Genomic DNA, 22,431 nt, shown 5'->3' with positions numbered 1-22,431 from the left:
CACACCCTCACCACCACCGACCACGCACGCCTCGCCCGGTCCGGGGTGATCCCGTTCTCCGTCGAGGAGGGTCTCGCGCTGCTGGACGCCGCCCTGCGGGACGGCCGGCCGATTTTGGCCCCGCTGGCCCTGGACCTGCGCGCGCTGCGTCGCCTGCCCACCGTGCCGGCGATCCTCCGCCGGTTGGTCCCGTCGTCTCCCGCGCGGGCCGCTCGACGTCGCGTGGCCAGGTCAGACCTCGAGGCCCTGCCGGAGACGACGGCGTTCGCCGCGCGATTCGCCGCCGCCCCGGCGGCCGTGCGTGGGCAGATGCTGCTGGAGCTGGTACGCGCCGAGGTGGCCACGGTGCTCGCGCATCCGTCCGTGGACGCGATCAGACCCGACCGTCCGTTCACCGAGCTCGGGTTCGACTCGATGGCGACCGTCGAGCTGCGCAACAAGCTCGCGGAGCTCACCGGCCTGCGGCTGCCGACCGGTCTGGTCTTCGACTATCCCAGCCCCGACCGGCTCGCGGCGCACCTCGGTGACCGGCTGTCCGGTCCGATGCCCGCCGCGACGATCGGCGGTGCTGGTGGCCGCGGCGCGGACGTCCCGGTCGACGAGCCGATCGCGATCGTAGGCATGGCCTGCCGGTACCCCGGCGGAGTGGAGTCTCCAGAGGATCTGTGGCGCCTCGTGGAACGAGGCCAGGACGCCATGGGCGGCTTCCCCGACAACCGCGGCTGGGACCTCGACAACCTCTTCGACGACGATCCGGACACGCCGGGCCGGTCCCACGCCCGGGTGGGCGGCTTCCTGCGCGACGCCGACCAGTTCGACCCGGAGCTGTTCGGCCTGAGCCCGCGCGAGGCGATGGCGACCGACCCGCAGCAGCGGATCCTGTTGGAGATCGCCTGGGAGGCGTTCGAGCGTGCCGGCCTGGACCCGCTGGGGCTGCGCGGCAGCCAGACCGCCGTCTTCGCCGGCGTGATGTACAACGACTACGCCAGTCGGCTGCGCCAGGTGCCCGAGGAGTATGAGGGATACCTGTCCACCGGTAACACCGGCAGCGTGGTGACCGGCCGGCTCGCCTACACGTTCGGCCTCGAGGGGCCGGCGGTCAGCGTCGACACCGCCTGTTCCTCGTCCCTGGTCGCCCTGCACCTGGCCGCGCAGTCGCTGCGTCGGGGCGAGTGCTCGCTCGCGCTCGCCGGCGGCGTCACGGTCATGTCCACCCCCACGACCTTCGTCGAGTTCAGCCGGCAGCGTGGGCTGGCGCCGGACGGCCGGTGCAAGTCCTTCGCCGCCGGGGCGGACGGCACCGGCTGGGGCGAGGGCGCCGCGCTGATCCTGCTCGAGCGGCTCTCCGACGCCCGCCGGCGGGGCCATCAGGTTCTCGGGCTGATCCGTGGCAGCGCGGTGAACCAGGACGGGGCGAGCAACGGTCTGACCGCGCCGAACGGACCCGCCCAGGAGCGGGTCATCCGGCGGGCGCTGGCGGACGCCGGCCTCGCCGCGGCGGATGTCGACGCCGTCGAGGCCCACGGCACGGGCACGACGCTGGGCGACCCGATCGAGGCGACTGCGCTGTTGGCCACCTACGGCCAGGACCGGCCGGACGACCGGCCCCTCCTCCTCGGTTCGGTCAAGTCCAACATCGGGCATACCCAGGCCGCCGCCGGCGTCGCCGGGATCATCAAGATGGTCATGGCGATGCGGCACGGCCGGCTACCACGGACCCTGCATGTCGACGCCCCGACGCCTCGGGTCGACTGGGACTCCGGCGCGGTGGAGCTCCTCACCGACGCGGTCCCCTGGCCGGCCGTCGACCGGCCGCGGCGGGCCGGCGTGTCCTCGTTCGGGATCAGCGGCACGAACGCGCACGTGCTGGTGGAGCAGGCACCCGACGTCCTCGTTCAGGACGCGCGGTCGCGGCCGGCCTCCGGTTCGGTGGTCGGGGAGCCAGCCGCGCCGAGCCCCGAGCGCGACGCGGTTGCAACCGCCGACGTGGAGACGACGTCGAGCACGGGCACTGACGCCCGCGACGCCGCTGGTGCGACGACCGCCGGAACGACCGCGACGCCCGTCCCGCTGCTCCTGTCCGCCCGCGGCGCGGCGGCGCTGGCGGCGTCCGCCGACCGGCTGGCCGCGTTGTTCGCAGGCCCCGACCAGCACTCCGCGCGGACGGGCGACGTCGCGGCCGCGCTCGGGTCGGCACGCCCGTCGCTGGAGCACCGGGCGGTTGTCGTCGCACACGACCAGCGGGAGGCTCTCGCCGGGCTGTCGGCGCTCGCCGCCGGCGGCACGGCGCCGAACCTGGTGACCGGGGTCGGTGGCTCGTCCGGCCGCGTGGTGTTCGTGTTCCCGGGCCAGGGCTCGCAGTGGCAGGGCATGGCGGTGGATCTGCTGGCGCAGTCGACGGTCTTTCGCGAGCAACTCGCCAGGTGTGACGCCGCGCTGGCTCCCTACACAGGCTGGTCGGTGCTGGACGTGCTGCGCGGCGAGCCTGAGGCCTCGGCCCCGCTGGAGGTTGACGTCGTCCAGCCAGCGCTGTGGGCCGTCATGATCGGCCTGGCCGAGCTGTGGCGCTCTGCCGGCGTCGAGCCGGACGCGGTGGTTGGCCACTCGCAGGGCGAGATCGCCGCCGCGTACGTTGCGGGCGCTCTAAGCCTGGCTGACTCCGCCCGGATCGTGGCGCTGCGCGCTCAAGCGATCCGCCGGTCGCTGGCCGGCCGCGGCGGCATGGTCGCCGTCGCGCTGCCCGCCGACGCGGTCAGCGCGCTGTTGGACTCGGTGTTGGACTCGCTGCCGGGCGCGAACGGACCGGCCGCTGACCGAGTGCTGGCCGTCGCCGCGGTGAACGGCCCGACCAGCACAGTTGTCTCGGGCACGCCGGAGGCACTCGACCTGGTGGTCGGCCGCTGCGAGGCGGACGGCGTTCGCGCCCGGCGGATATCCGTCGACTACGCCTCGCACTCGGCCCAGGTCGACGCGCTGAGCGAGTCCGTGCTCGACGCGCTCGCGGGTGTGACCCCCCGCTCCACCGACGTCGCCTTCTACTCGACCGTCACCGGCGACCTCCTGGACACCGGCGACCTGACCCCCGCCTACTGGCTGCGCAACCTGCGCACGACCGTGCGGTTCACCGATGCCACCCGGGCGCTCGTGCGCGACGGCTACCGCGCCTTCGTGGAGAGCAGCCCGCATCCGGTGCTGACGATGTCGATCCAGGAGACGCTCGACGACGCCGGCACGGTGGGCGTGGCCGCCGGCGCGCACGCCCCCGGCACCCCCGGGCGGGCCGCGGCGCCCGGCGCCGTCGTCGTCGAGTCGCTGCGCCGCGACGACGGCGGTCTCGGACGCTTCCTCGTCTCGCTCGCCACGGTCGGGACGGCGGGCCGCCCCGTCGACTGGACCCCGTTCCTGCCGGATGCCTCCCGTCCCGTCGATCTTCCGACGTATCCGTTCCAGCGACGTCGGTACTGGCTCGAAGGGCCGACGGGCGCCGGGGATGCCGCGAGCCTCGGGCTGCGCCAGGCCGAGCACCCCCTGCTCGGCGCGGCCTTGGGTACCGCCGACGGCGGCGCGCTGGTGTTCACCGGCGTCCTGTCGCTGGCCACGCACCCCTGGTTGGCCGATCACGCCCTGTCGGGAACCGCGCTGCTGCCTGGCACGGCCGTGGTGGATCTGGCCGCTCACGCCGGCCGAGTGGCCGACTGCCCGCACATCGAGGAGCTGACGCTGGAGGCACCGCTGGTGCTTCCCGGCACGGCGCGGGTCGAGCTGCAACTGCTCGTCGGCGCCCAGGACGAGCAGGGCCGCCGGCCGCTGACGCTGCACTCCCGCGTGGCCGTCGCCGGCACAGCGGCCGACGAGGAGGGCGGGGCCTGGACACGGCACGCCAGCGGCACCCTCAGCGGTGCGGCCCGCACCGGGCCCTCCGCCGCGGAGACGTGGCCGCTGCCGGCCAGCTGGCCGCCGCCCGGGGCCGAGCCGATCGCGGTGGCGGACGCGTACCCGGAGCTCGCGGAGCGCGGCTACGCCTACGGCGAGGTGTTCCATGGTCTGCGCGCCGCCTGGCGGGACGGGCCGGACCTCTTCGTCGAGGCTGCGCTGGCGCCGGGCACCCAGACAGCTGGTTTCGGTGTCCACCCCGCTCTGCTCGACGCCTGCCTGCACGTGCTGGCTCTGATCGACGACGAGTCCACGCTGCCTCGGCTGCCGTTCTCGTGGACCGGTGTGGACGTGCTGGCCGAGGGCGTCGAGGCGGTGCGGGCACGGATCCGCCAGACCGGACCCGACACGCTCGCCATGGTGGTGACCGGCGAGGACGGCGCCCCGGTGGCCGTCGTCGACACGCTCGTGACCCGGGCCGCCAGCCCCGGGCAGCTTCGGCCCGCGGAGCAGCGACGTTCGCTGCTCGGCCTCGAGTGGGAGCCGGCGGACCTCGGTGACGGCCTCGGCAGCCAGCCGGGCCACTCCGCTGCCGAGACCCGCGGTCAGCGCGACGGCGAGCCGAACGGTCGGCAGGACGGGAACGCTGGGAAGGGCCCAGACGGCCTGGCCGGGAAGGTCTGGGCGCTGGTCGGGCCGCGCCACCCACGGGAGCCGGTCGCCGCCGCGCTCGCCGAGGCCGGGATCCGGGTCGATGGGCATCCCGACCTCGCGGCGCTGCGCGCGGCGCTCGACGGCGGCGCGGCCGTGCCCGGCCGTCTCGTGCTCCTGCCACCGTCCGAGGCGGTCGGCAGACCGCACGTACCCATCGCCGGGACCGGACCCCGACCGGATGCCACCGAGGCCCCGGACGGCGAGGCCCCGGACGGCGAGGCCCCGGACGGCGAGGCACCGGGCGTCGGCGCGTGGGCACGCGCGCTCGCCGTCGCGACGCTCGCCGAGATCCAGGCGTACCTGGCCGACCCGAGGCTCGTGGACACCCCGCTGACGGTCGTCACCGACGCCTCGCTTGAGCAGTCCACGCTGACCGGCTTGCTCCGGGTAGCGCGCAACGAGTACCCGGACCGGATCGCCCAGGTCGACACCGACGGCCGGCTGGCGAGCACGGCACGCCTGGCGGTGACGATCGACGCGGCCCGCGGCGAGTTCAGGCTACGGGCGGGCAGCGCGCTCGTCCCCGCGGTGAGCCGGGGCGGCACGTCCCCCAGCGACGTGCTGACCCCACCGGACGACGGCCCCTGGCGGCTGTCGATGACGATCCGGGGCGAGCTCGACAGCCTCGCGCTGACCGCGGCCCCCGAGGTGGAACGGCCACTGGGGCCGGGTGAGGTCAGGGTCGCGGTGCGCGCGGGCGGCCTGAACTTCCGGGACGTCCTGCTCGCGCTGGGGATGGTGCCGGACGACGAGCGTCCCCCGGTGGGCGAGGGCGCCGGGATCGTGTTGGAGGTCGGGCCCGGGGTCACCGGGATCGAGGCAGGCGATCGAGTGATGGGTCTGTTCGGCACCGGCATCGGACCGGTCGCGATCGCGGACCGCCGGCTGCTGGCGCACGTGCCGCGCGGTCTCACCCTTGCGCAGGCCGCCGGAGTCCCGGTCGTCTACCTCACCGCCTACTACGGGCTCGTCGACCTGGCTGGGCTGCGCGCGGGCGAAACGCTGCTCGTCCACGCCGCCACCGGCGGGGTCGGCATGGCATCCACCCAGCTCGCCCGGCATCTGGGCGCCGACGTCTACGGCACGGCGAGCCCCGGCAAGCAGGACGTGCTGGCAGGGATGGGCTTCGACGAGAGCCATCGTGGCGACTCCCGGTCCCTCTCGTTCGAGGAGCACTTCCGGCGTGCGACCGGCGGCCGTGGCATCGACGTCGTCCTCAACTCGCTTGCCCGCGAGTACGTCGACGCCTCACTGCGGCTGCTGCCTCCCGGCGGTCGGTTCCTCGAGATGGGCAAGACCGACATCCGTGCCGAGCGGGAGGTGGCCGCGGCCCAGCCGGGCGTGCGGTACCAGGCCTTCGACATCCTCGACGCCGGCCCGGAGCGGGTCGGACAGATGCTCGAGGAGCTGCGCGAACTGTTCGACCAGGGTGCGCTGTGGCCGATGCCGACGTCCGCCTGGGACATCCGCCGCTCGCCGGCCGCCTTCCGGCACCTCAGCCAGGCCCGGCACGTTGGGAAGATCGCGCTGCGGGTGCCGACGCCACCGGACCGTCGCGGGACCACTCTGGTAACCGGCGCGAGTGGCCTGCTCGGCGGCCTCGTCGCCCGGCACCTGGTCGCCGAGCATGGCGTCCGCAGCCTGGTCCTGGCCAGTCGCCGGGGGGAGGAGGCGCCGGGCGCGGCCGAGCTGGCGGCGGAGCTCAGGTCCGCCGGTGCCGAGGTGTCGTTCGCGCGATGCGACGCGGCGGACCGGGAGGCGCTCGCGGCCACGCTCGCCGGCATCGACCCCGCCAGGCCGCTGACCTCGGTCGTCCACGCCGCCGGCGTCATCGACGACGGGCTGCTCGGCACGCTGAACGCCGACCAGGTGGACGCGGTGCTACGCCCGAAGGTCGATGCGGCCTGGAACCTGCACGAGCTGACACGCGACCTCGACCTGTCATCGTTCGTGCTGTTCTCCTCGCTGGCCGGCATCCTGGGCAATCCCGGCCAGGCCGGCTACGCCGCGGCGAACACATTCCTCGACGCCCTCGCGGAGCACCGTGGCGCGCTCGGTCTGCCCGCGACGTCCATCGGGTGGGGCCTGTGGGCGCGGTCCAGCGAGATGACACGTCACCTCAGCGACGCGGATCTGGCCCGGCTCGCGCAGGCCGGCACCGCGCCGCTCGCCGACGGCGAGGGGCTGGCAATGTTCGACGCGGCGCTGCGCGATGACCGCCCCGTGGTCGTCGCCGCGACGCTCGACGTGAACCGGATGCGCGCGGTCGGCCCGGAGCTGCCCGAGATCCTGCGCCGGCTGGTCCCGGCGGGGTCGTCGCGCCGTACCGGCGCCGCCCTCGCCAGGCGTGGCGCAAGGTCGCTCACCGACCGGCTCGCAGGGCTGCCGCACAGCCAGCAGGTTCAGGAACTGCTGGACCTCGTCCGCGGAGTGGTCGCGACCGTGCTCGGTCACTCGACGGCGAGCGACGTCCTCGCGGACCGGTCGTTCAAGGATCTTGGCTTCGACTCGCTTACGGCTATCGAACTCCGCAATCGGCTGACCAACACGACCGGCCTGCGGCTGCCCGCGACGCTGGTGTTTGACCACCCGACCCCGGCGGCGATCGCCGAGCACCTCCGCCAGCAGGCAGTGCCCGAGCGCCGTCCCGAGGTGACGCTGGCCACCGAGATCGACCGGCTACGGGCATCGCTCGACGGCGGCCAAGAACCGGACGAGGCGCTGGACGTCGTCGTCAGCCGGGCCCGGGCGCTGATCCAGGCGGTCGACCAGCGGCGTGCCGCTGAGCACCTCGCGTCGGTCGCCGATCTCGGAGCCGCGACGGACGACGAGATCTTCGAATTGATCGACAACGAACTCGGCTCCTCGTAGCCCGCGACCGAACCCACGTCTCGGAGGCGTTGCCGCGACATGTCCAATGAGCAGAAGCTTCGCGACTACCTCAAGCGGGTCACCACGGACCTGCAGGTCACCCGTGGACGGCTACGGGAGCTCGAAGCCGCCCGGCTGGAGCCGGTGGCGATTGTGGGGATGGGGTGTCGGTTTCCTGGTGGGGTGTCGTCGCCGGAGGGGTTGTGGCGGCTGGTCCGCGATGGTGTGGACGCGATCGGGGAGTTCCCGTCGAACCGTGAGTGGGACCTCGAAGAACTCTACGATCCCGATCCTGATCACCTGGGTACGACGTATGTGACCCGGGGTGGTTTTCTTTATGACGCTGATCTGTTCGATCCGGAGTTCTTCGGGATCAGTCGTCGTGAGGCTCTCGCGATGGATCCGCAGCAGCGTCTCCTTCTTGAAACGGCGTGGGAGGCCATCGAACGCGCCGGCCTCGACCCGGCTGCTCTCCGCGGGAGCGACACCGGTGTGTTCGCCGGTGTGATCGCCCAGGGCTACGCCGACCGGGCGGGTGACCGCGCCAGGGAGTCCGCCGGATACCTGCTGACGGGCAACACCACCAGCGTCGCGTCAGGCCGGGTGGCGTACACGTTCGGTTTCGAGGGTCCGGCGGTGACGGTGGACACGGCGTGCTCCTCGTCGCTGGTTGCCATACATCTGGCCGCCCAGGCGCTGCGGGCCGGCGAGTGCGCACTCGCGCTCGCTGGTGGCGTCTCTGTCATGCCAAGCCCGAGTCTGTTCGTGGAGTTCAGCCGGCAGCGAGGCCTTGCGCCGGACGGCCGGTGCAAGGCGTTCGCCGACGGCGCCGACGGCACTGGGTTCTCCGAAGGTGTTGGAGTCCTGGTCCTGGAGCTACTGTCCGACGCCCGACGCCACGGCCATCACATCCATGCCGTCATCCGTGGGTCGGCCGTCAACCAGGACGGGGCATCCAACGGCCTGACCGCGCCGAACGGCCCGTCCCAGGAACGCGTGATCCGTCAGGCTCTGGTCAACGCCGGTCTGGCCGGCCGTGACATCGACGCCGTCGAGGCGCATGGGACGGGCACGACGCTGGGTGATCCGATCGAGGCACAGGCTCTTCTCGCGACGTATGGCCAGGACCGTGATCCTGATCGTCCGCTGTGGCTCGGGTCGGTGAAGTCAAACCTCGGTCATACGCAGGCGGCGGCGGGTGTCGCCGGGATTATCAAGATGGTCAAGGCGCTGGAGTACCGGCATCTTCCGCGCACCTTGCATGTGGCTGCGCCGAGCCGGCATGTCGACTGGACCGCGGGCAATGTCCGGCTGCTCACCGCCCCTGCTTCCTGGCCCAGTCCCGGCCACCCCCGTCGCGCCGCGGTCTCCTCGTTCGGGATCAGTGGTACTAACGCCCATCTGATCCTCGAGCAGCCTCCAGCCCAGATCCCCCTCTCGGACGACAGCATCTCGAAAGGCAGCACTGGAGCCAGCGCGGACGACGCGGGACTGGTGGATCTGCCGGAGTTGCCGATCTTGTTGTCGGGGAGGGTGGAGGGGGCGTTGCGTGCGCGGGCGGGTGGTCTTCACGCCTATCTGGTGGAGCATCCTGACGTCGATCCGGGGGAGCTCGCGGTCGTGCTCGCGGGGAAGCCGGTCTTCGAGTATCGGGCTGTTGTCGGTTTTGAGCAGTCGGTTCGGGAGGGTGGCGCCCGTGGTTTGGGTGTTCTTCCTGGGGATCTCGCCGCGTTGGCTGCTGGTGGGCGTGGTGGGCGGGTGGTGTCTGGTGTGGTGCCGGTTCGGCCGCGGTTGGTGTTTCTGTTTTCTGGTCAGGGGGGTCAGTATCCGGGGATGGGGGTGGGTCATTATCGGGGTTTCGGGGTGTTCCGGGACGCCGTCGATGAGATCTGTGCGCTTTTTGACCGTCACCTGCCGGTGCCTTTGCGTAGTGTTCTGTTCGACGACGGGCCGTTGATTCATCGGACGGTCTACACCCAGCCGGCGCTGTTTACTCTGCAGACGGCGCTCGTTCGTCTCCTTGCGTCTCAGGGCATCGCTCCTGATCTGGTGGCTGGTCATTCGATCGGTGAGGTCAGTGCCGGGTATACGGCTGGTGTCTTCACGCTCGATGACGCGGTGAGGCTGGTCGCGGCGCGGGCGGCGTTGATGGACGCGGTGGCGACGCCGGGTGGGATGAGTGCGTTCACCTTGCCTACCGCACTCGATTCGGCGGTGCTGCCTCGTGTCGGGGTGGACATTCCCGAGCTGCGGGAGCTCGGTGAGGTTCATGGTGTCGACCTCGCGACGCTGGATGTCGCGGCGGTCAACACGCCGACTCAGGTGGTGCTGGCCGGGGATCCCGATGTCCTGGCTGTTGTGGCCGGTCACTGGGCTGGGCGGGGCGGACGGGTCCGTCCGTTGACGGTCAGTCATGCTTTTCACAGTCGGCATACCGAGCCGGTCCTCGTGGATTTCCGTCGGACCGTGGAGAGTGTGACCTTCGGTGCGCCGCGTGTTCCGCTGGTCTCCACGACCGGGACTGGTCATCCGACCCCCGAGCAGTTCCAGGACCCCGGCCACTGGGTCCGGCACATCCGTGAGCCGGTCTACTTCTCCCAGACCCTCGCTCATCTGGACGCCGGTCACCAGGTCACGACCTATCTGGAGATCGGGCCCGACACGACCCTGACCGCGCTCACCCGCCACCACCACCCGCACGCGACCGCGCTACACACCCTGCACCCCGCGCACGACCCCGACCGCACCCACACCACCCTTCTGCACACCCTGCACACCGTCGGCCACAGCCCCACCTGGAAAACCCCCACCACCACCCCGAACAACGACCAGGACAGCCCGAACAGCCAGCCAGAAAACAGCACCCACAACACCGACCAGAACGCCGACCAGAACGGCACCCGCAGAAACCCCGCACACCCCGACGCCCTGCCCACCTACCCCTTCCAACACCACCGCCACTGGCTCACCAGCCGAAACACCCGAACCACCGAACCCGACCAGCACCCCCTCATCGATCACACCATTTACACGCCCACAGGCGGTCTGATCCTCACCGGCACCCTCAACCCCACACAGCAGACCTGGCTCACCGACCACACCATCCAGAACACGCCTCTCCTCCCCGCCAGCGCCCTGATCGACCTCGCCCTGCACGCCGCCGACCTCATCGGCGTCGACCACGTCGAGGAGATCGGCTTCGAACGCCCGCTGGTGGTCGCCCGCGGCACGACGATCCACCTGGCGGCGAGTCCCCGCGACGAGGCCGGGCGTGCCCGGCTCGACATCCACACGCGTTCGGCGGATGGCCGCTGGGTCCGGCACGCCACGGCGTCGCTCACGTCCGACGGCCCCACGGACCGGCCCGCCGACCGGCTCGGCGACGGAGCCGTCGGTGACGCCGGGCGTGGTGCCCGAGGCGCGGCCGCGCCGCCGCCGTCGGATGGGGCGTGGTTGCCCGGCGACGCCACCGTCGTCGACGTCCGCGGCCTCTACGACGATCTCACGCTGCGGGGATACCACTACGGCGACGCCTTCCAAGGGGTGCTGGAGGCATGGAAGAGCGCCGCCGGCGTCCACTCGCGGCTCGCGCTGCCTGCCGGCCAACACGGCGATGTCTCCGGGTACGGCCTTCATCCGACGTTGCTCGACGCGGCGTTCCACGCCTCCCTTGCCGTCTCGCCGGCGCCGGCCGGGCAGGTCCGCGTACCGGTCGCCGCCCGCGGCGTCACGTTGTTCACGACGGGCGCGCGTGAACTGCGGGTGAGCCTGCGCGAAGCGGGTGATGACACCTTCACGGTCACCGCCTTCGACGCGGACGGTGCCCCGGTGCTGCACATCGAGTCGCTGGTGACCCGGACCGCGTCAGCGTCACAGCTCGGGCTTGCCGTCGACGCGCCGCTGCACCGAGTGGAGTGGGCGCCGGCCGCGACGGGCGGGGCCGGGCCGGATGCCACCGGGCCGGACACGGCGCGGGCCGCGCGCGAGGTGGTGGCGGTCGGCTGGCCGGTGCCGGGCCTGGCCGGGCTGACCGTGCACCCTGACCTGGACGCGCTGCGCCGGGCGGTCGGCGCGGGCCGCCCCGCTCCGGCGACGGTCCTGCTGTCGACCATCGGCGGCTCGGCGCCACAGGACACCTCACTCATGGACGCGCCACTCCCCGGTCCGGCCGACCTACGGGCCGTCCTCGGGCGGGTGCTCGATGCCGCACGTTCCTGGGCGGCCGGCGAGGAGCTGGCCGACTCCCAGCTGTTGGTGGTGACGCGCGGCGCGGTCAGCGTCGGCGGGGAACCTGTCCGGCCCGACGCGGCGGCGGTATGGGGACTGATCCGGTCCGCCGCCGCGGAGCATCCCGGCCGGTTCGGCCTGCTCGACACCGATGGGGAAGTCCCCTTCGCGGCGGTCACCGGGAGAGCCACGCTGACGGGAGCCGCCGGCGGTTGGCCCGCCCAGTTGGCGGTCCGAGGCGGACAGCTGCTGGAGCCACGCCTCGTTCCGATGCCCCCACCGCGGGCTGTGAGCACGTCCGCCAACGAGGCCGCGACATCCCAACGGCCCGCCACGCCCGACGGCCAGCGTGCCATCCTCGACCCGGACGGGACAGTGCTGGTGACCGGCGGCACCGGGGCGCTCGGCGCGATGGTGGCGCGGCACCTGGCCGAGCGTCACGGTGCCCGCCATCTGCACCTCGTCAGCCGCCAGGGCCCGGCCGCACCGGGCGCGGCCGACCTCCGGGCCCGGCTGGAGACCGCCGGCGCCTCGGTGCGAATCAGCGCTTGCGACCTCGGTGACCGGGCGGCACTGGCCGGCCTGCTCGCGGCCGTCCCGGCCACACATCCGCTCACCGCGGTGGTGCACGCCGCGGGCGTTCTCGCCGACGCGACGGTCGCCGCGATGACCGACGCGCAGCTCGACGCGGTGCTATGCCCGAAGGTCGACGCTGCCTGGCACCTGCATGACCTGACCGCAGCGGGCCATCCGGCGCTGCGTACTTTCGTTCTGTTCTCCTCGGTCGCGGGGACGCTCGGCAACGCGGGCCAGGCGAACTACGCGGCGGCCAACGCGGCGCTCGACGCGCTCGCGCGGCACCGCCAGGCTGTGGGCCTACCCGCCGTGTCCATAGCGTGGGGTCTTTGGGACGGCGAGGGCATGGGGGGCCGCCTGACGCCCGCGGGGCTGACCCGGGTCGCGCGTTCCGGCATCGCCCCGATGCCGGCCGAGCAGGCACTGGCGATGTTCGACGACGCTCTCGTCGCCAACGAGCCCGTGGTCGTCGCCGCTCGGCTGGACACGGGCATGCTGGGTGTCGCCGCCCGGAGGGGCACGCTGTCCCCGATGCTCCGCCCGCTCGTGCAGGTGCCAGCGTCACGCTCCGCCGGGCCGGCCGTGGACGACGCCGGTTCCGGCGCCGCGCCAGGAGCTCGGGCCGCGGGGCGGACGGCGGCGCTCGTGCGGCTGGTAGCCGACGCGGCGCCCGCGGACCGCCACCAGCGGATGGTCGAGTATGTCGGCGCCGAGGTCGCCGCGGTGCTGGCGGTGGCCGAACCCACCGCCCTCGACACTCGGCGCGGTCTGGTGGACCTCGGGCTCGACTCGCTGATGGCGGTCGAGCTGCGGGAACGTCTCGGCGCCGCCGCTGGGCTGAGGCTGCCCAGCAGCCTGGCGTTCGACTATCCGACGACCGAGGCCATCGCGCGGGAGTTGCTGCGCCGGCTGGCCCCTGACGCGGCGGATCCGGGCGCGGCGTTGCTCGCCGAGCTGGACCGGTTGGAGGCGGCCGTCTCGGCATGGGCCGGGAACACCGACCGTGGCGAGCCCCGTCGGGCGCGGCCGGCCGAGGTCGTCGCCCGGCTGGAGGGTCTCCTGCGGGCGCTGCGTGCCGGCGATGCCAGCGCCTCCGCAACGGCCGCGCCCGCAGACGACGACCTGACCGGCATCACGGACGACGAGTTGTTCGGCGTGCTCGACAGGGAGCTGCGCGGGCGCTGACCCGGCCTTCGCCAGCGCCCACCCGTGGCATCGCCCGCCCCGCGGCGATGACGGCCCACCGCGGCCACACCCGCGGGGCATCGGCCGGCGACGGGCCGCCGGGAGGCGACCGCGACGCGTGCGGCGGCCGCGACGCGTGCGGCGGCGATGCCGGCACGGGGCCGACCAGTAAGAGCCGCTTTAGGGCTCCTCCTCACCATCGATTCTGGCGGCTGTCCCACCAGGGCACCCACGACCCGGTCCACCGCCGAGTGCATGGGGACATACAGGAGGGATCACATGGACACCACGGATGTACGCATCCTGTCGGCCCATTCGGCGCTGCCCGGCCCACCGGTCGACAACGCGGCCCTCGCCCGGAGATTCGGCATGGAGCCGATGTGGGAGCAGTGGGTGGACGCCTTCGTCGGGACCAGGACTCGGCACCTGGCGGTGAACCTGGACAGCGGCGAGGTGCTCTCCACGCTCGCGGACCTGGGCGAGATCGCCGGGCGGCGGGCGCTCGCCGCCGCCGGAGTGACCGCCGACGAGATCGACGTGATGGTGCTGGCCACGGCCACTCCGGACATGCTGATGCCAGCCACCGTCAACATGATCGCCGAACGGCTGGGGATCGACGGCATTTCGACCTACCAGCTCCAGTCCGGATGCTCGGGGGCGGTGGCCGCGCTCGACATCGGGATGCGACTGCTGCGGACGGGTGGCTACCGAAACGCGCTCGTGCTCGGCGGCGACGTCTGCGCGAAGCACTTCGACCTGGGCGTGGACCTCCGCGACCTGCCGCCGGCCCAGCTCGTCAACGTCGTCCTGTTCGGCGACGGCGCCGGTGCCGCCGTGCTCACCACCGATCCGGTGCCGGGCACGAGCGTGCTCCGGCACGTCCTGAACCGGCTGACCGGCCTGAACCGCGCTCCCGGCCAGATCATCGAGTGGTTCGGCGCGGCCGAGCTGAAGCCCGGTCGGCCGGCGCTGAGCGAGGACTACAAGGCCATCGAGCAGTCGGTCCCAGCGATGGCGACCGAGATCGGCAAGGAACTGCTCGACCACCTGGGCTGGGCCGAGACAGACGTGGACTACCTTCTGCCGCCGCAGCTTTCGGGCCGGATGACCGCGCGGATCGTCGAGCAGCTGGGCCTGCCCACCGCCGAGGAGATCACCTGCGTCGAGGAGACCGGCAACACCGGCAACGCCCTGCCGTTCCTCCAGCTGGAACGGACGCTGCCGAGGATGGTCACCGGCGACCGTGCGATCGGCATCGCGGTGGAGTCCAGCAAGTGGATCAAGGCTGGATTCGCGCTGGAGAGGGTCTGACCGTGGCCGAGCTCACCGCGCGGCCGGATGCCGCCGCCGCTCCGGCACCGGCCACGGATCGCGGCACGACAGCCGGACCGGCCGAGAGGGACGACGCCGCCACGATGACAGATCGTTCGGGAACGGCTACCGATGGGTCCGCCGCCGACTTCGGGGAGCTACACCGGGCCGGGCTACTCGTCGAGCACTACCCCCGAGTCCGCGGCCTGCTGGCCACGATGACCGGGACCGAGCTGGCGCGCGCCGGCCGCCTGCTCGCCGGCCTCGACGTCGACGCGGTGCTCGCCCGCCATCCGGTCACCCCGACGGTGACCGTCGCGGTGACCGGCTCGGGCACGCTGACCGGGCTCGTCGCGCCGCTCGCTGGGGAGCTCGCCCGGCATGGGCTGCTGCTGCGGCCTGTGCAGACCGACTTCGGCTCCTATGTCCAGGAGCTCGCCGAGCCGGACAGCGAGCTGCACCGTGCCGGCGCGGGCCTCGCGGTGTGCGCGCTCGACGCGGAAGTCGTGTTCGACAAGCTGCCGCCGTCGTGGGGGGCCGCCGACGTCGAGCGGGTCCTCGCCGAGGAGGTGGACCTGCTGCGGGCGCTCACGGCCCGGTTCTGCGCCCATTCCTCGGGAACGCTGGTACTCACGACCCTGCCGCTGCCGCGTACCCGGCTCGTGCAACTCGTCGACCACCGGTCACGGGCCCGGCTGAGCGCGGTGTGGCGGGAGGCGAACGCCCGACTGCTGCGCACGGTCGACGAGCACACCGGCGTCGTCGTCATCGATCTGGACGCGCTCATCGCCGAGGGCATCCCTGCGGCCGAACCGCGGCTGAGCACCTACGCACGGGCGCACCTGTCACCCGAGCTTCTCGCGCGCCTCGCGGTCGAGCTCGGTCATCTCGCCCGGCACATCACCGGGCGCACGAAGAAATGCCTCGCGCTCGACCTCGACAACACCGTGTGGGGCGGGGTCCTGGGGGAGGTCGGCCCCGAGGGCATCGAGGTGTCCGACGGCTATCGGGGTGAGGCGTTCCGCGCGTTCCAGTGCGCGGCGCGCCAACTCGCCGGGCAGGGCGTGCTCCTGGCCGCGGTCAGCAAGAACGACCTGGAGCCGGTGCGCGCGGTGCTGCGCGGCGACGACCGGATGTCGCTGCGCGAGGACGACTTCGTCCGGGTCATCGCGAACTGGCGTCCCAAGCACGACAACCTTCGAGAGCTCGCGGACGGCCTGAATATCGGCCTCGAAAGCATCGTCTTCGTCGACGACAGTTCCTTCGAATGCGGGCTGGTGCGCCGCGCGCTGCCCGAGGTGGCCGTCGTCGAGGTCACAGCCGAGCCTGCCCTGCATGTCACGAACCTGCTGCGGGACGGTTGGTTCGACGTCATCGACGTCACCGCGGAGGACCGCGCCCGGCCCGCGCGCTACCGGGAGGAGCAAGAGCGCACCGATTTCCTGCGCTCGTTCGAATCGCTGGCCGACTACCTGCGCGAGCTGGACGTCCAGGTCCGGCTCGCCCCGGTGGTTCCGGCGGACGTACCTCGGGTCTCGCAGCTCACCCTGCGTACCAACCAGTTCAACCTGACCACCGAACGGCTCGCTCGTCATCAGGTCCAGGAGCTGGTCGACGCCCCGGACGCCGAGGTCCTGGCCATCCACAGCTCGGACCGTTTCGGCGAGAACGGCCTCGTCGGTGCGATCTTCCTGCGGCGCGGCCCCACGGCGCTCGAGATCGACAATTTCCTGCTCAGCTGCCGCGTGTTCAGCCGCGGCATCGAACTGGCCTGCCTCGCCTCGGTGCTCGCGGCCGCCCGCCGCGACGGCGCGGCGGAGGTGGTCGCGCGCTACCGGCCGACCTCGAAGAACGGCAAGGTCGCCGACTTTTACCCACGCAACGGATTCGCCGAGACGACGCCACCCGGGCAGACGGAACGGGTCTTTCGCCATCCGCTCGCAGACATCCCGGACCCGCCCGCGCACGTCCGCATAGCCCCCAGCGCCGAGAGGACCAAGGGATGATCACCATCGAGGACTTCATGGGCCTCGTCCGAGACGAGATCGGCCTGTCGATCAGCCGGGCCGACCTCGCCAGCGGGTTCGACAGCGTGCCGGGCTGGGACTCGGTACATCTACTGGCCCTGATGATGGCCTTGGAACGGCGGACCGGCCGGATGATCCCGATGCCGGACCTGCTGGAGGCGCCCAGCCTGCAGCACGTCTACCAGCTGGCGGTGGCGGCGTGACCATCCGCCCACTGAGCCCACGTCGACTGCAGACCTTCTACTTCCTCGACGAGATCCGCGGGTTCGCGCCGGTGTTCCTCGACACCGAGGTCGACATGACCCAGGTCGAGAAGCACCGCGCCGCCAGCCGCGCCGCCGGCACCCGCTACTCGGTCGTCAGCTACGTCGTCCACTGCGCCGCCCGCGTGCTCGCCGACCATCCGCAGGCCAACGCAGCCCTGCGCGGCAGGCACCGGCCGTACGTCGCGGTCAGCCCGGATGTGAACGTGAAGATCGCCCTCGACAAGCGGATGGCCGGGGAAAGGGTAACCCTCTCGGCGGTGCTCCCACGGGCGCAGCTCGCCGATCTCGCCGAGATCCAGGGCCAGGTCGAGCACTTCCGCGACGGGGACGCCGACCAGATGCCCGAGTTCGAGCACGTTCGGCGGCTCCAGCGGCTTCCCGCCGTCGTGGGCCGGCTGGCCTACCGGTTCTTTGTACGGTCGCTGTCCCGGCGGCCCTCGGCGCTCGGCACCGTCGCGGTGACCTCCCTGGGTCATCGCGCCGTCGACGGCTTCCACTCGGTCGGTGGAACCACCGTCACCCTCGGCATCGGGCGTATCGTCGCCCGGCCGGTCGTCCGGGGGGGCGCCATCGTGGTCGCGCCGACGGTGCGGCTGAACCTCGCGTTCGACCATCGGGTCATCGACGGCGCCGAGGCCGCCGACGTGCTGACCGAGATCCGGGACAGCCTGGAACGGTTCGATCCCGGCGCGGGCACTAGCAGTGAGGTACTCGGCGCGGGCCGTCTCGGCCTGCTCGCCGCCGGCGACGGCGCGCTGGCCGGCAGCGAAGCCGGGGACGGAGCGCGGTCGTGAACGACGTCGCCGAGCTGAAGCGGTTCGTCTCCGTGCATGCTGAGGCGCAGGGTCTGCGCCCGTCGGACTACCGGCCGGTGCTCGGACGTATCCGCGACGACGCCGACGACTCCCCGACCTCCTGGGCCGCCGTATGGAGCGCCGCCGGGGAGCGTCTTGAGGAGCGGGGACGGCTGCTGGAGGCCTGCCGTCACTACACGATGGCGCGTTTCCCGTTCGTGGACGGGCCCGCCCGTCGGCGCGCCCAGGATCGCTGCGTCCAGGTCTTCGACCAGTGGCGCCGCGGCCTGCCCGGCGTCGAGCCGCTGGAGATCGGCGCAGGGGACGAGCGGTTCCGCGCCTGGGCGACGGGGCTCTCGGCCGCCGAGCCACGCCCACTGTTGATCATCACCGGCGGTGTGATCAGCACCAAGGAACAGTGGGCACCGACCATGCGGTTCGCCGACCGGCTCGGACTCGCGGTGGTGGTCACCGAGATGCCGGGAGTCGGCGAGAACACCAGCGGCTACAGCCGGGAGAGCTGGCGGTTGTATCCGGCGGTGATGGACGCGGTGGCGGACCGGGCCAGAGCCGACCAGACCATCGCGCTCGCGTTGAGTTTCAGCGGGCATCTGGCGCTGCGCTGCGCGACGAAGGACGCGCGGGTGCGGGCCGTCGTGACGGCCGGAGCCCCGATACGCGAGTTCTTCACCGACCAGGCCTGGCAGCGGCGGCTTCCGCGGGTCACCGTCGACACGCTCACACATCTCACCGGCGCACCTGCGGACACGCTGCTTCACGAGGAACTGCCGTCGTGGGCGCTGGACGACTCCGAGCTGGCCGCGCTCGACATCCCGGTCCGTTACCTCGCCAGCCTGCGCGACGAGGTCATACCACCGATGGATCTCGCGCTGCTGAGACAGCATGTCCGCGACCTGCACGTCCTCGAGCACGACGACGTGCACGGATCTCCCGGTCATGTCCTGGAGTCCCGGCTGTGGATCGTGGAGTCGCTCCTGCGGCTGTCCGGGGACCACGGACTGCGTCCCCGGCTGCTCGCCGGCCTTCGTCGGGGGGTGGGTCGCCGGCGACGCCTCGTGTCCCGGGCCGGGTCCGCGTCGCGCGCCGCCCGCTGACCAGTCCACCCACAGGCCCGCGCCCACCCACTGACGGCTTACAGGAGGTCCGGCTTCGATGAGTTCCGAGGACAGGCTCCGCGACTACCTCAAGCGTGCCACGACCGACCTGCGCCAGACCCGTGCCCGCCTGACGGAGCTGGAGGACGAGCGGTCCGAGCCGGTGGCGATTGTGGGGATGGGGTGTCGGTTTCCCGGTGGGGTGTCGTCGCCGGAGGGACTGTGGCGGCTGGTCTCTGAGGGTGTAGACGCGATCGGGGAGTTCCCGTCGAACCGTGACTGGAACCTCGAGGAGCTCTACGACCCCGATCCCGACCACCCGGGAACGACCTACGTGACCCAGGGCGGTTTCCTGCACGACGCCGACCAGTTCGACCCCGACTTCTTCGGGATCAGTCGTCGTGAGGCCCTCGCGATGGACCCGCAGCAGCGTCTCCTCCTCGAAACCGCCTGGGAGGCCATCGAACGCGCCGGCCTCGACCCGGCTGCTCTCCGCGGGAGCGACACCGGCGTGTTCGCCGGCGTGATGTACGACGACTACGCCGCCCGGCTACGACCCGCCCCTGACGGCTTCGAGGGCTACCTCGGTAGCGGCAGCGCCCCCAGCATCGCCTCCGGCCGCCTCGCCTACACCTTCGGCCTCGAAGGCCCCGCGATCACCATCGACACCGCCTGCTCGTCGTCGCTGGTCGCCGTGCACCTCGCCTGCCAGGCGCTGCGGACCGGCGAGTGTTCGCTGGCGCTCGCCGGCGGCGTCAGTGTCATGGCCACCCCCAACTCCTTCGTGGAGTTCAGCCGGCAACGCGGCCTGGCGCGGGACGGCCGGTGCAAGTCGTTCGCCGACGACGCGGATGGCACCGCCTGGTCCGAAGGCGCTGGTCTCCTCGTTCTGGAACGGCTCTCAAATGCCCAGCGCAACGGCCACCATGTCCTCGCCGTGATCCGTGGGTCGGCTGTCAACCAGGATGGGGCGTCCAATGGTCTGACCGCGCCTAATGGTCCGTCGCAGGAACGTGTGATTCGTCAGGCTCTGGTCAATGCGGGTCTGACGAGTCGTGATGTCGACGTTGTTGAGGCGCATGGTACGGGGACGACGTTGGGTGATCCGATTGAGGCTCAGGCGCTGCTGGCGACCTACGGTCGTAACCGTCCTGACGACCGGCCGCTGTGGTTGGGGTCGGTGAAGTCGAACATTGGGCATACGCAGGCTGCGGCGGGTGTTGCCGGGATAATCAAGATGGTGAAGGCGCTGGAGTATCGTCGTCTTCCTCGCAGCCTGCACCTGGCTACCCCGAGCCGGCACGTCGACTGGACCACCGGCAACATCCGACTACTGGCCGCCGCTACTCCGTGGCCTGATCACGACCAGCCGCGGCGTGCGGCTGTCTCTGCTTTCGGGATTAGTGGCACCAATTCTCATCTGATCCTCGAACAGCCTCCCACGCTGAAGGGCGACGCCCAACCCGGGACCCCTGAAAACGGCACCGGAAACAGTGCGGGTGACGGTGCGGGTCACAGTGTGGGTGACGGAGTGCCGGGGGAGGTGGATCTGCCGGAACATCCGGTTCTCCTGTCGGCGAGGACCGAGGCTGCGTTGCGCGCGCAGGCGCGTAACCTCCACGTCCATCTTGGCGAGCATCCTGACGTCGACTCGCGGGGGCTAGCCCGCGCCCTTGCCCGGAAACCGACCTTCGAGCATCGGGCTGTTATCGCCTTTGAACAGGCACCTGGCGAGAACGCCGCCGATCCGGCCGGGTCCACTGTCGGTGGTCTAGCTTCTCCCGCCGGTGGTCTAGCGACTCTCGCCGCCGATCTGGCTGTCCTCGCGGCGGGTGACCGCGGTGAGCGGATCACTACCGGTGTGGTGTCGGGTCGGCCGCGGTTGGTGTTCTTGTATTCGGGTCAGGGGAGTCAGTATCCGGGTATGGGGGCGGATCATTATCGTAGGTATCGGGTGTTTCGTGAGGTTGTCGATGAGGTGTGTGGTCTGTTCGACGGTTATCTTCCGGTGTCGTTGCGGTCGATTCTGTTCGACGAGGGGACGCTGATCCACAGGACGGTCTATACGCAGCCGGCGCTGTTCGTTTTGCAGACGGCGCTCGCTCGTCTCCTTGCGTCTCAGGGCATCACTCCTGATCTGGTGGCCGGTCATTCGATCGGCGAGGTCAGCGCGGCGCATGCCGCCGGTATCCTCACGCAGCCCGACGCGGTGAGGCTGGTCGCGGCGCGGGCGGCGCTGATGGACGCCGTCACGACACCCGGTTCGATGGCCGCCTTCACCCTCCCGGCTCCGCTCGACACCACCGCACTGCCGCACCTCCCGGCTGACATTCCCCAGCTGCGTGAGTTCGCCGAGGACCACGGCCTCGACCTGACCGGCCTCGACGTCGCAGCGGTCAACACTCCCACCCACCTCGTCCTGGCAGGGAACCCCGACACCCTCGCCACCCTGACCGACCACTGGACCCGGCACGGCCGCCGAGCCCGACCCCTGACGGTCAGTCATGCTTTTCACAGTCGGCATACCGAGCCGGTCCTCGTGGATTTCCGTCGGACCGTGGAGAGTGTGACCTTCGGTGCGCCGCGTGTTCCGCTGGTCTCCACGACCGGGACTGGTCATCCGACCCCCGAGCAGTTCCAGGACCCCGGCCACTGGGTCCGGCACATCCGTGAGCCGGTCTACTTCTCCCAGACCCTCGCTCATCTGGACGCCGGTCACCAGGTCACGACCTATCTGGAGATCGGGCCCGACACGACCCTGACCGCGCTCACCCGCCACCACCACCCGCACGCGACCGCGCTACACACCCTGCACCCCGCGCACGACCCCGACCGCACCCACACCACCCTTCTGCACACCCTGCACACCGTCGGCCACAGCCCCACCTGGAAAACCCCCACCACCACCCCGAACAACGACCAGGACAGCCCGAACAGCCAGCCAGAAAACAGCACCCACAACACCGACCAGAACGCCGACCAGAACGGCACCCGCAGAAACCCCGCACACCCCGACGCCCTGCCCACCTACCCCTTCCAACACCACCGCCACTGGCTCACCAGCCCACCCCGGCCAGCCATTCACACCACCACACACCCGCTCCTGACCACCCTCACCCACACGCCCACCGGCGGCCTCATCCTCACCGGCACCCTCAACCCCACACAGCAGACCTGGCTCACCCACCACACCATCCAGAACACCCCCCTCCTCCCCGCCACCGCATACCTCGACATGCTCCTGCACACCGCCAACCACCTCACCACCGAAAACGAACACCTCACCATCCACGAAATCACCCTCGAAACCCCCCTCACCATCCCGACGAACCACACCACCACCATCCACCTGACCACCGAACCCACCCCCACCCCCACCCCCGGCCACCACACCGCCACCATCCACACCCACACCCCCGACCACCACTGGACCCAACACGCCACCGCCCACCTCACCACCACACCCACCACC

The 22,431-nt window shown here is 71.6% G+C and carries 7 protein-coding genes and 1 pseudogene; all 8 read left to right on the top strand.

Annotation, left to right across the window (positions count from 1 at the left end):
- Positions 1-7,458 (top strand): type I polyketide synthase (locus I6A60_RS35800; RefSeq protein ID WP_203042693.1); only part of this gene is annotated, 7,458 nt, incomplete at its 5' end.
- A 39-nt stretch (positions 7,459-7,497) separates the two neighbouring features.
- On the top strand, positions 7,498-13,446 hold the full coding sequence (locus I6A60_RS43210; protein ID WP_203042692.1) for a type I polyketide synthase: 5,949 nt from the start codon (positions 7,498-7,500) through the stop codon (positions 13,444-13,446).
- A gap of 279 nt (positions 13,447-13,725) precedes the next feature.
- Complete coding sequence (locus I6A60_RS35790; RefSeq protein WP_203022115.1) at positions 13,726-14,757, top strand: 3-oxoacyl-ACP synthase III family protein; 1,032 nt, start codon at positions 13,726-13,728, stop codon at positions 14,755-14,757.
- A gap of 104 nt (positions 14,758-14,861) precedes the next feature.
- The gene (locus tag I6A60_RS35785) at positions 14,862-16,763 is read left to right on the top strand and encodes an HAD-IIIC family phosphatase (protein ID WP_374113485.1); all 1,902 of its coding nucleotides are present in this window, start codon (positions 14,862-14,864) and stop codon (positions 16,761-16,763) included.
- Entirely contained in the window at positions 16,760-16,987 is a 228-nt protein-coding gene (locus I6A60_RS42335) for an acyl carrier protein (RefSeq protein ID WP_238436943.1), read from the top strand. Before I6A60_RS35785 ends, I6A60_RS42335 begins: the two co-directional genes overlap by 4 nt.
- On the top strand, positions 16,984-17,844 hold the full coding sequence (locus tag I6A60_RS35780; RefSeq protein ID WP_307874034.1) for a 2-oxo acid dehydrogenase subunit E2: 861 nt from the start codon (positions 16,984-16,986) through the stop codon (positions 17,842-17,844). Before I6A60_RS42335 ends, I6A60_RS35780 begins: the two co-directional genes overlap by 4 nt.
- Entirely contained in the window at positions 17,841-18,959 is a 1,119-nt protein-coding gene (locus I6A60_RS35775; RefSeq protein WP_203022117.1) for an alpha/beta hydrolase, read from the top strand. The genes I6A60_RS35780 and I6A60_RS35775 overlap by 4 nt, the downstream gene beginning before the upstream one ends.
- 97 nt (positions 18,960-19,056) lie before the next feature.
- Positions 19,057-22,431 (top strand): annotated as a pseudogene (locus I6A60_RS43205) (beta-ketoacyl synthase N-terminal-like domain-containing protein); the annotation flags it as partial.

Source organism: Frankia sp. AgB1.9 (genome assembly GCF_016786355.1).
Classification (GTDB): domain Bacteria; phylum Actinomycetota; class Actinomycetes; order Frankiales; family Frankiaceae; genus Pseudofrankia.
This window is presented reverse-complemented; position numbering and strand designations above follow the sequence as displayed.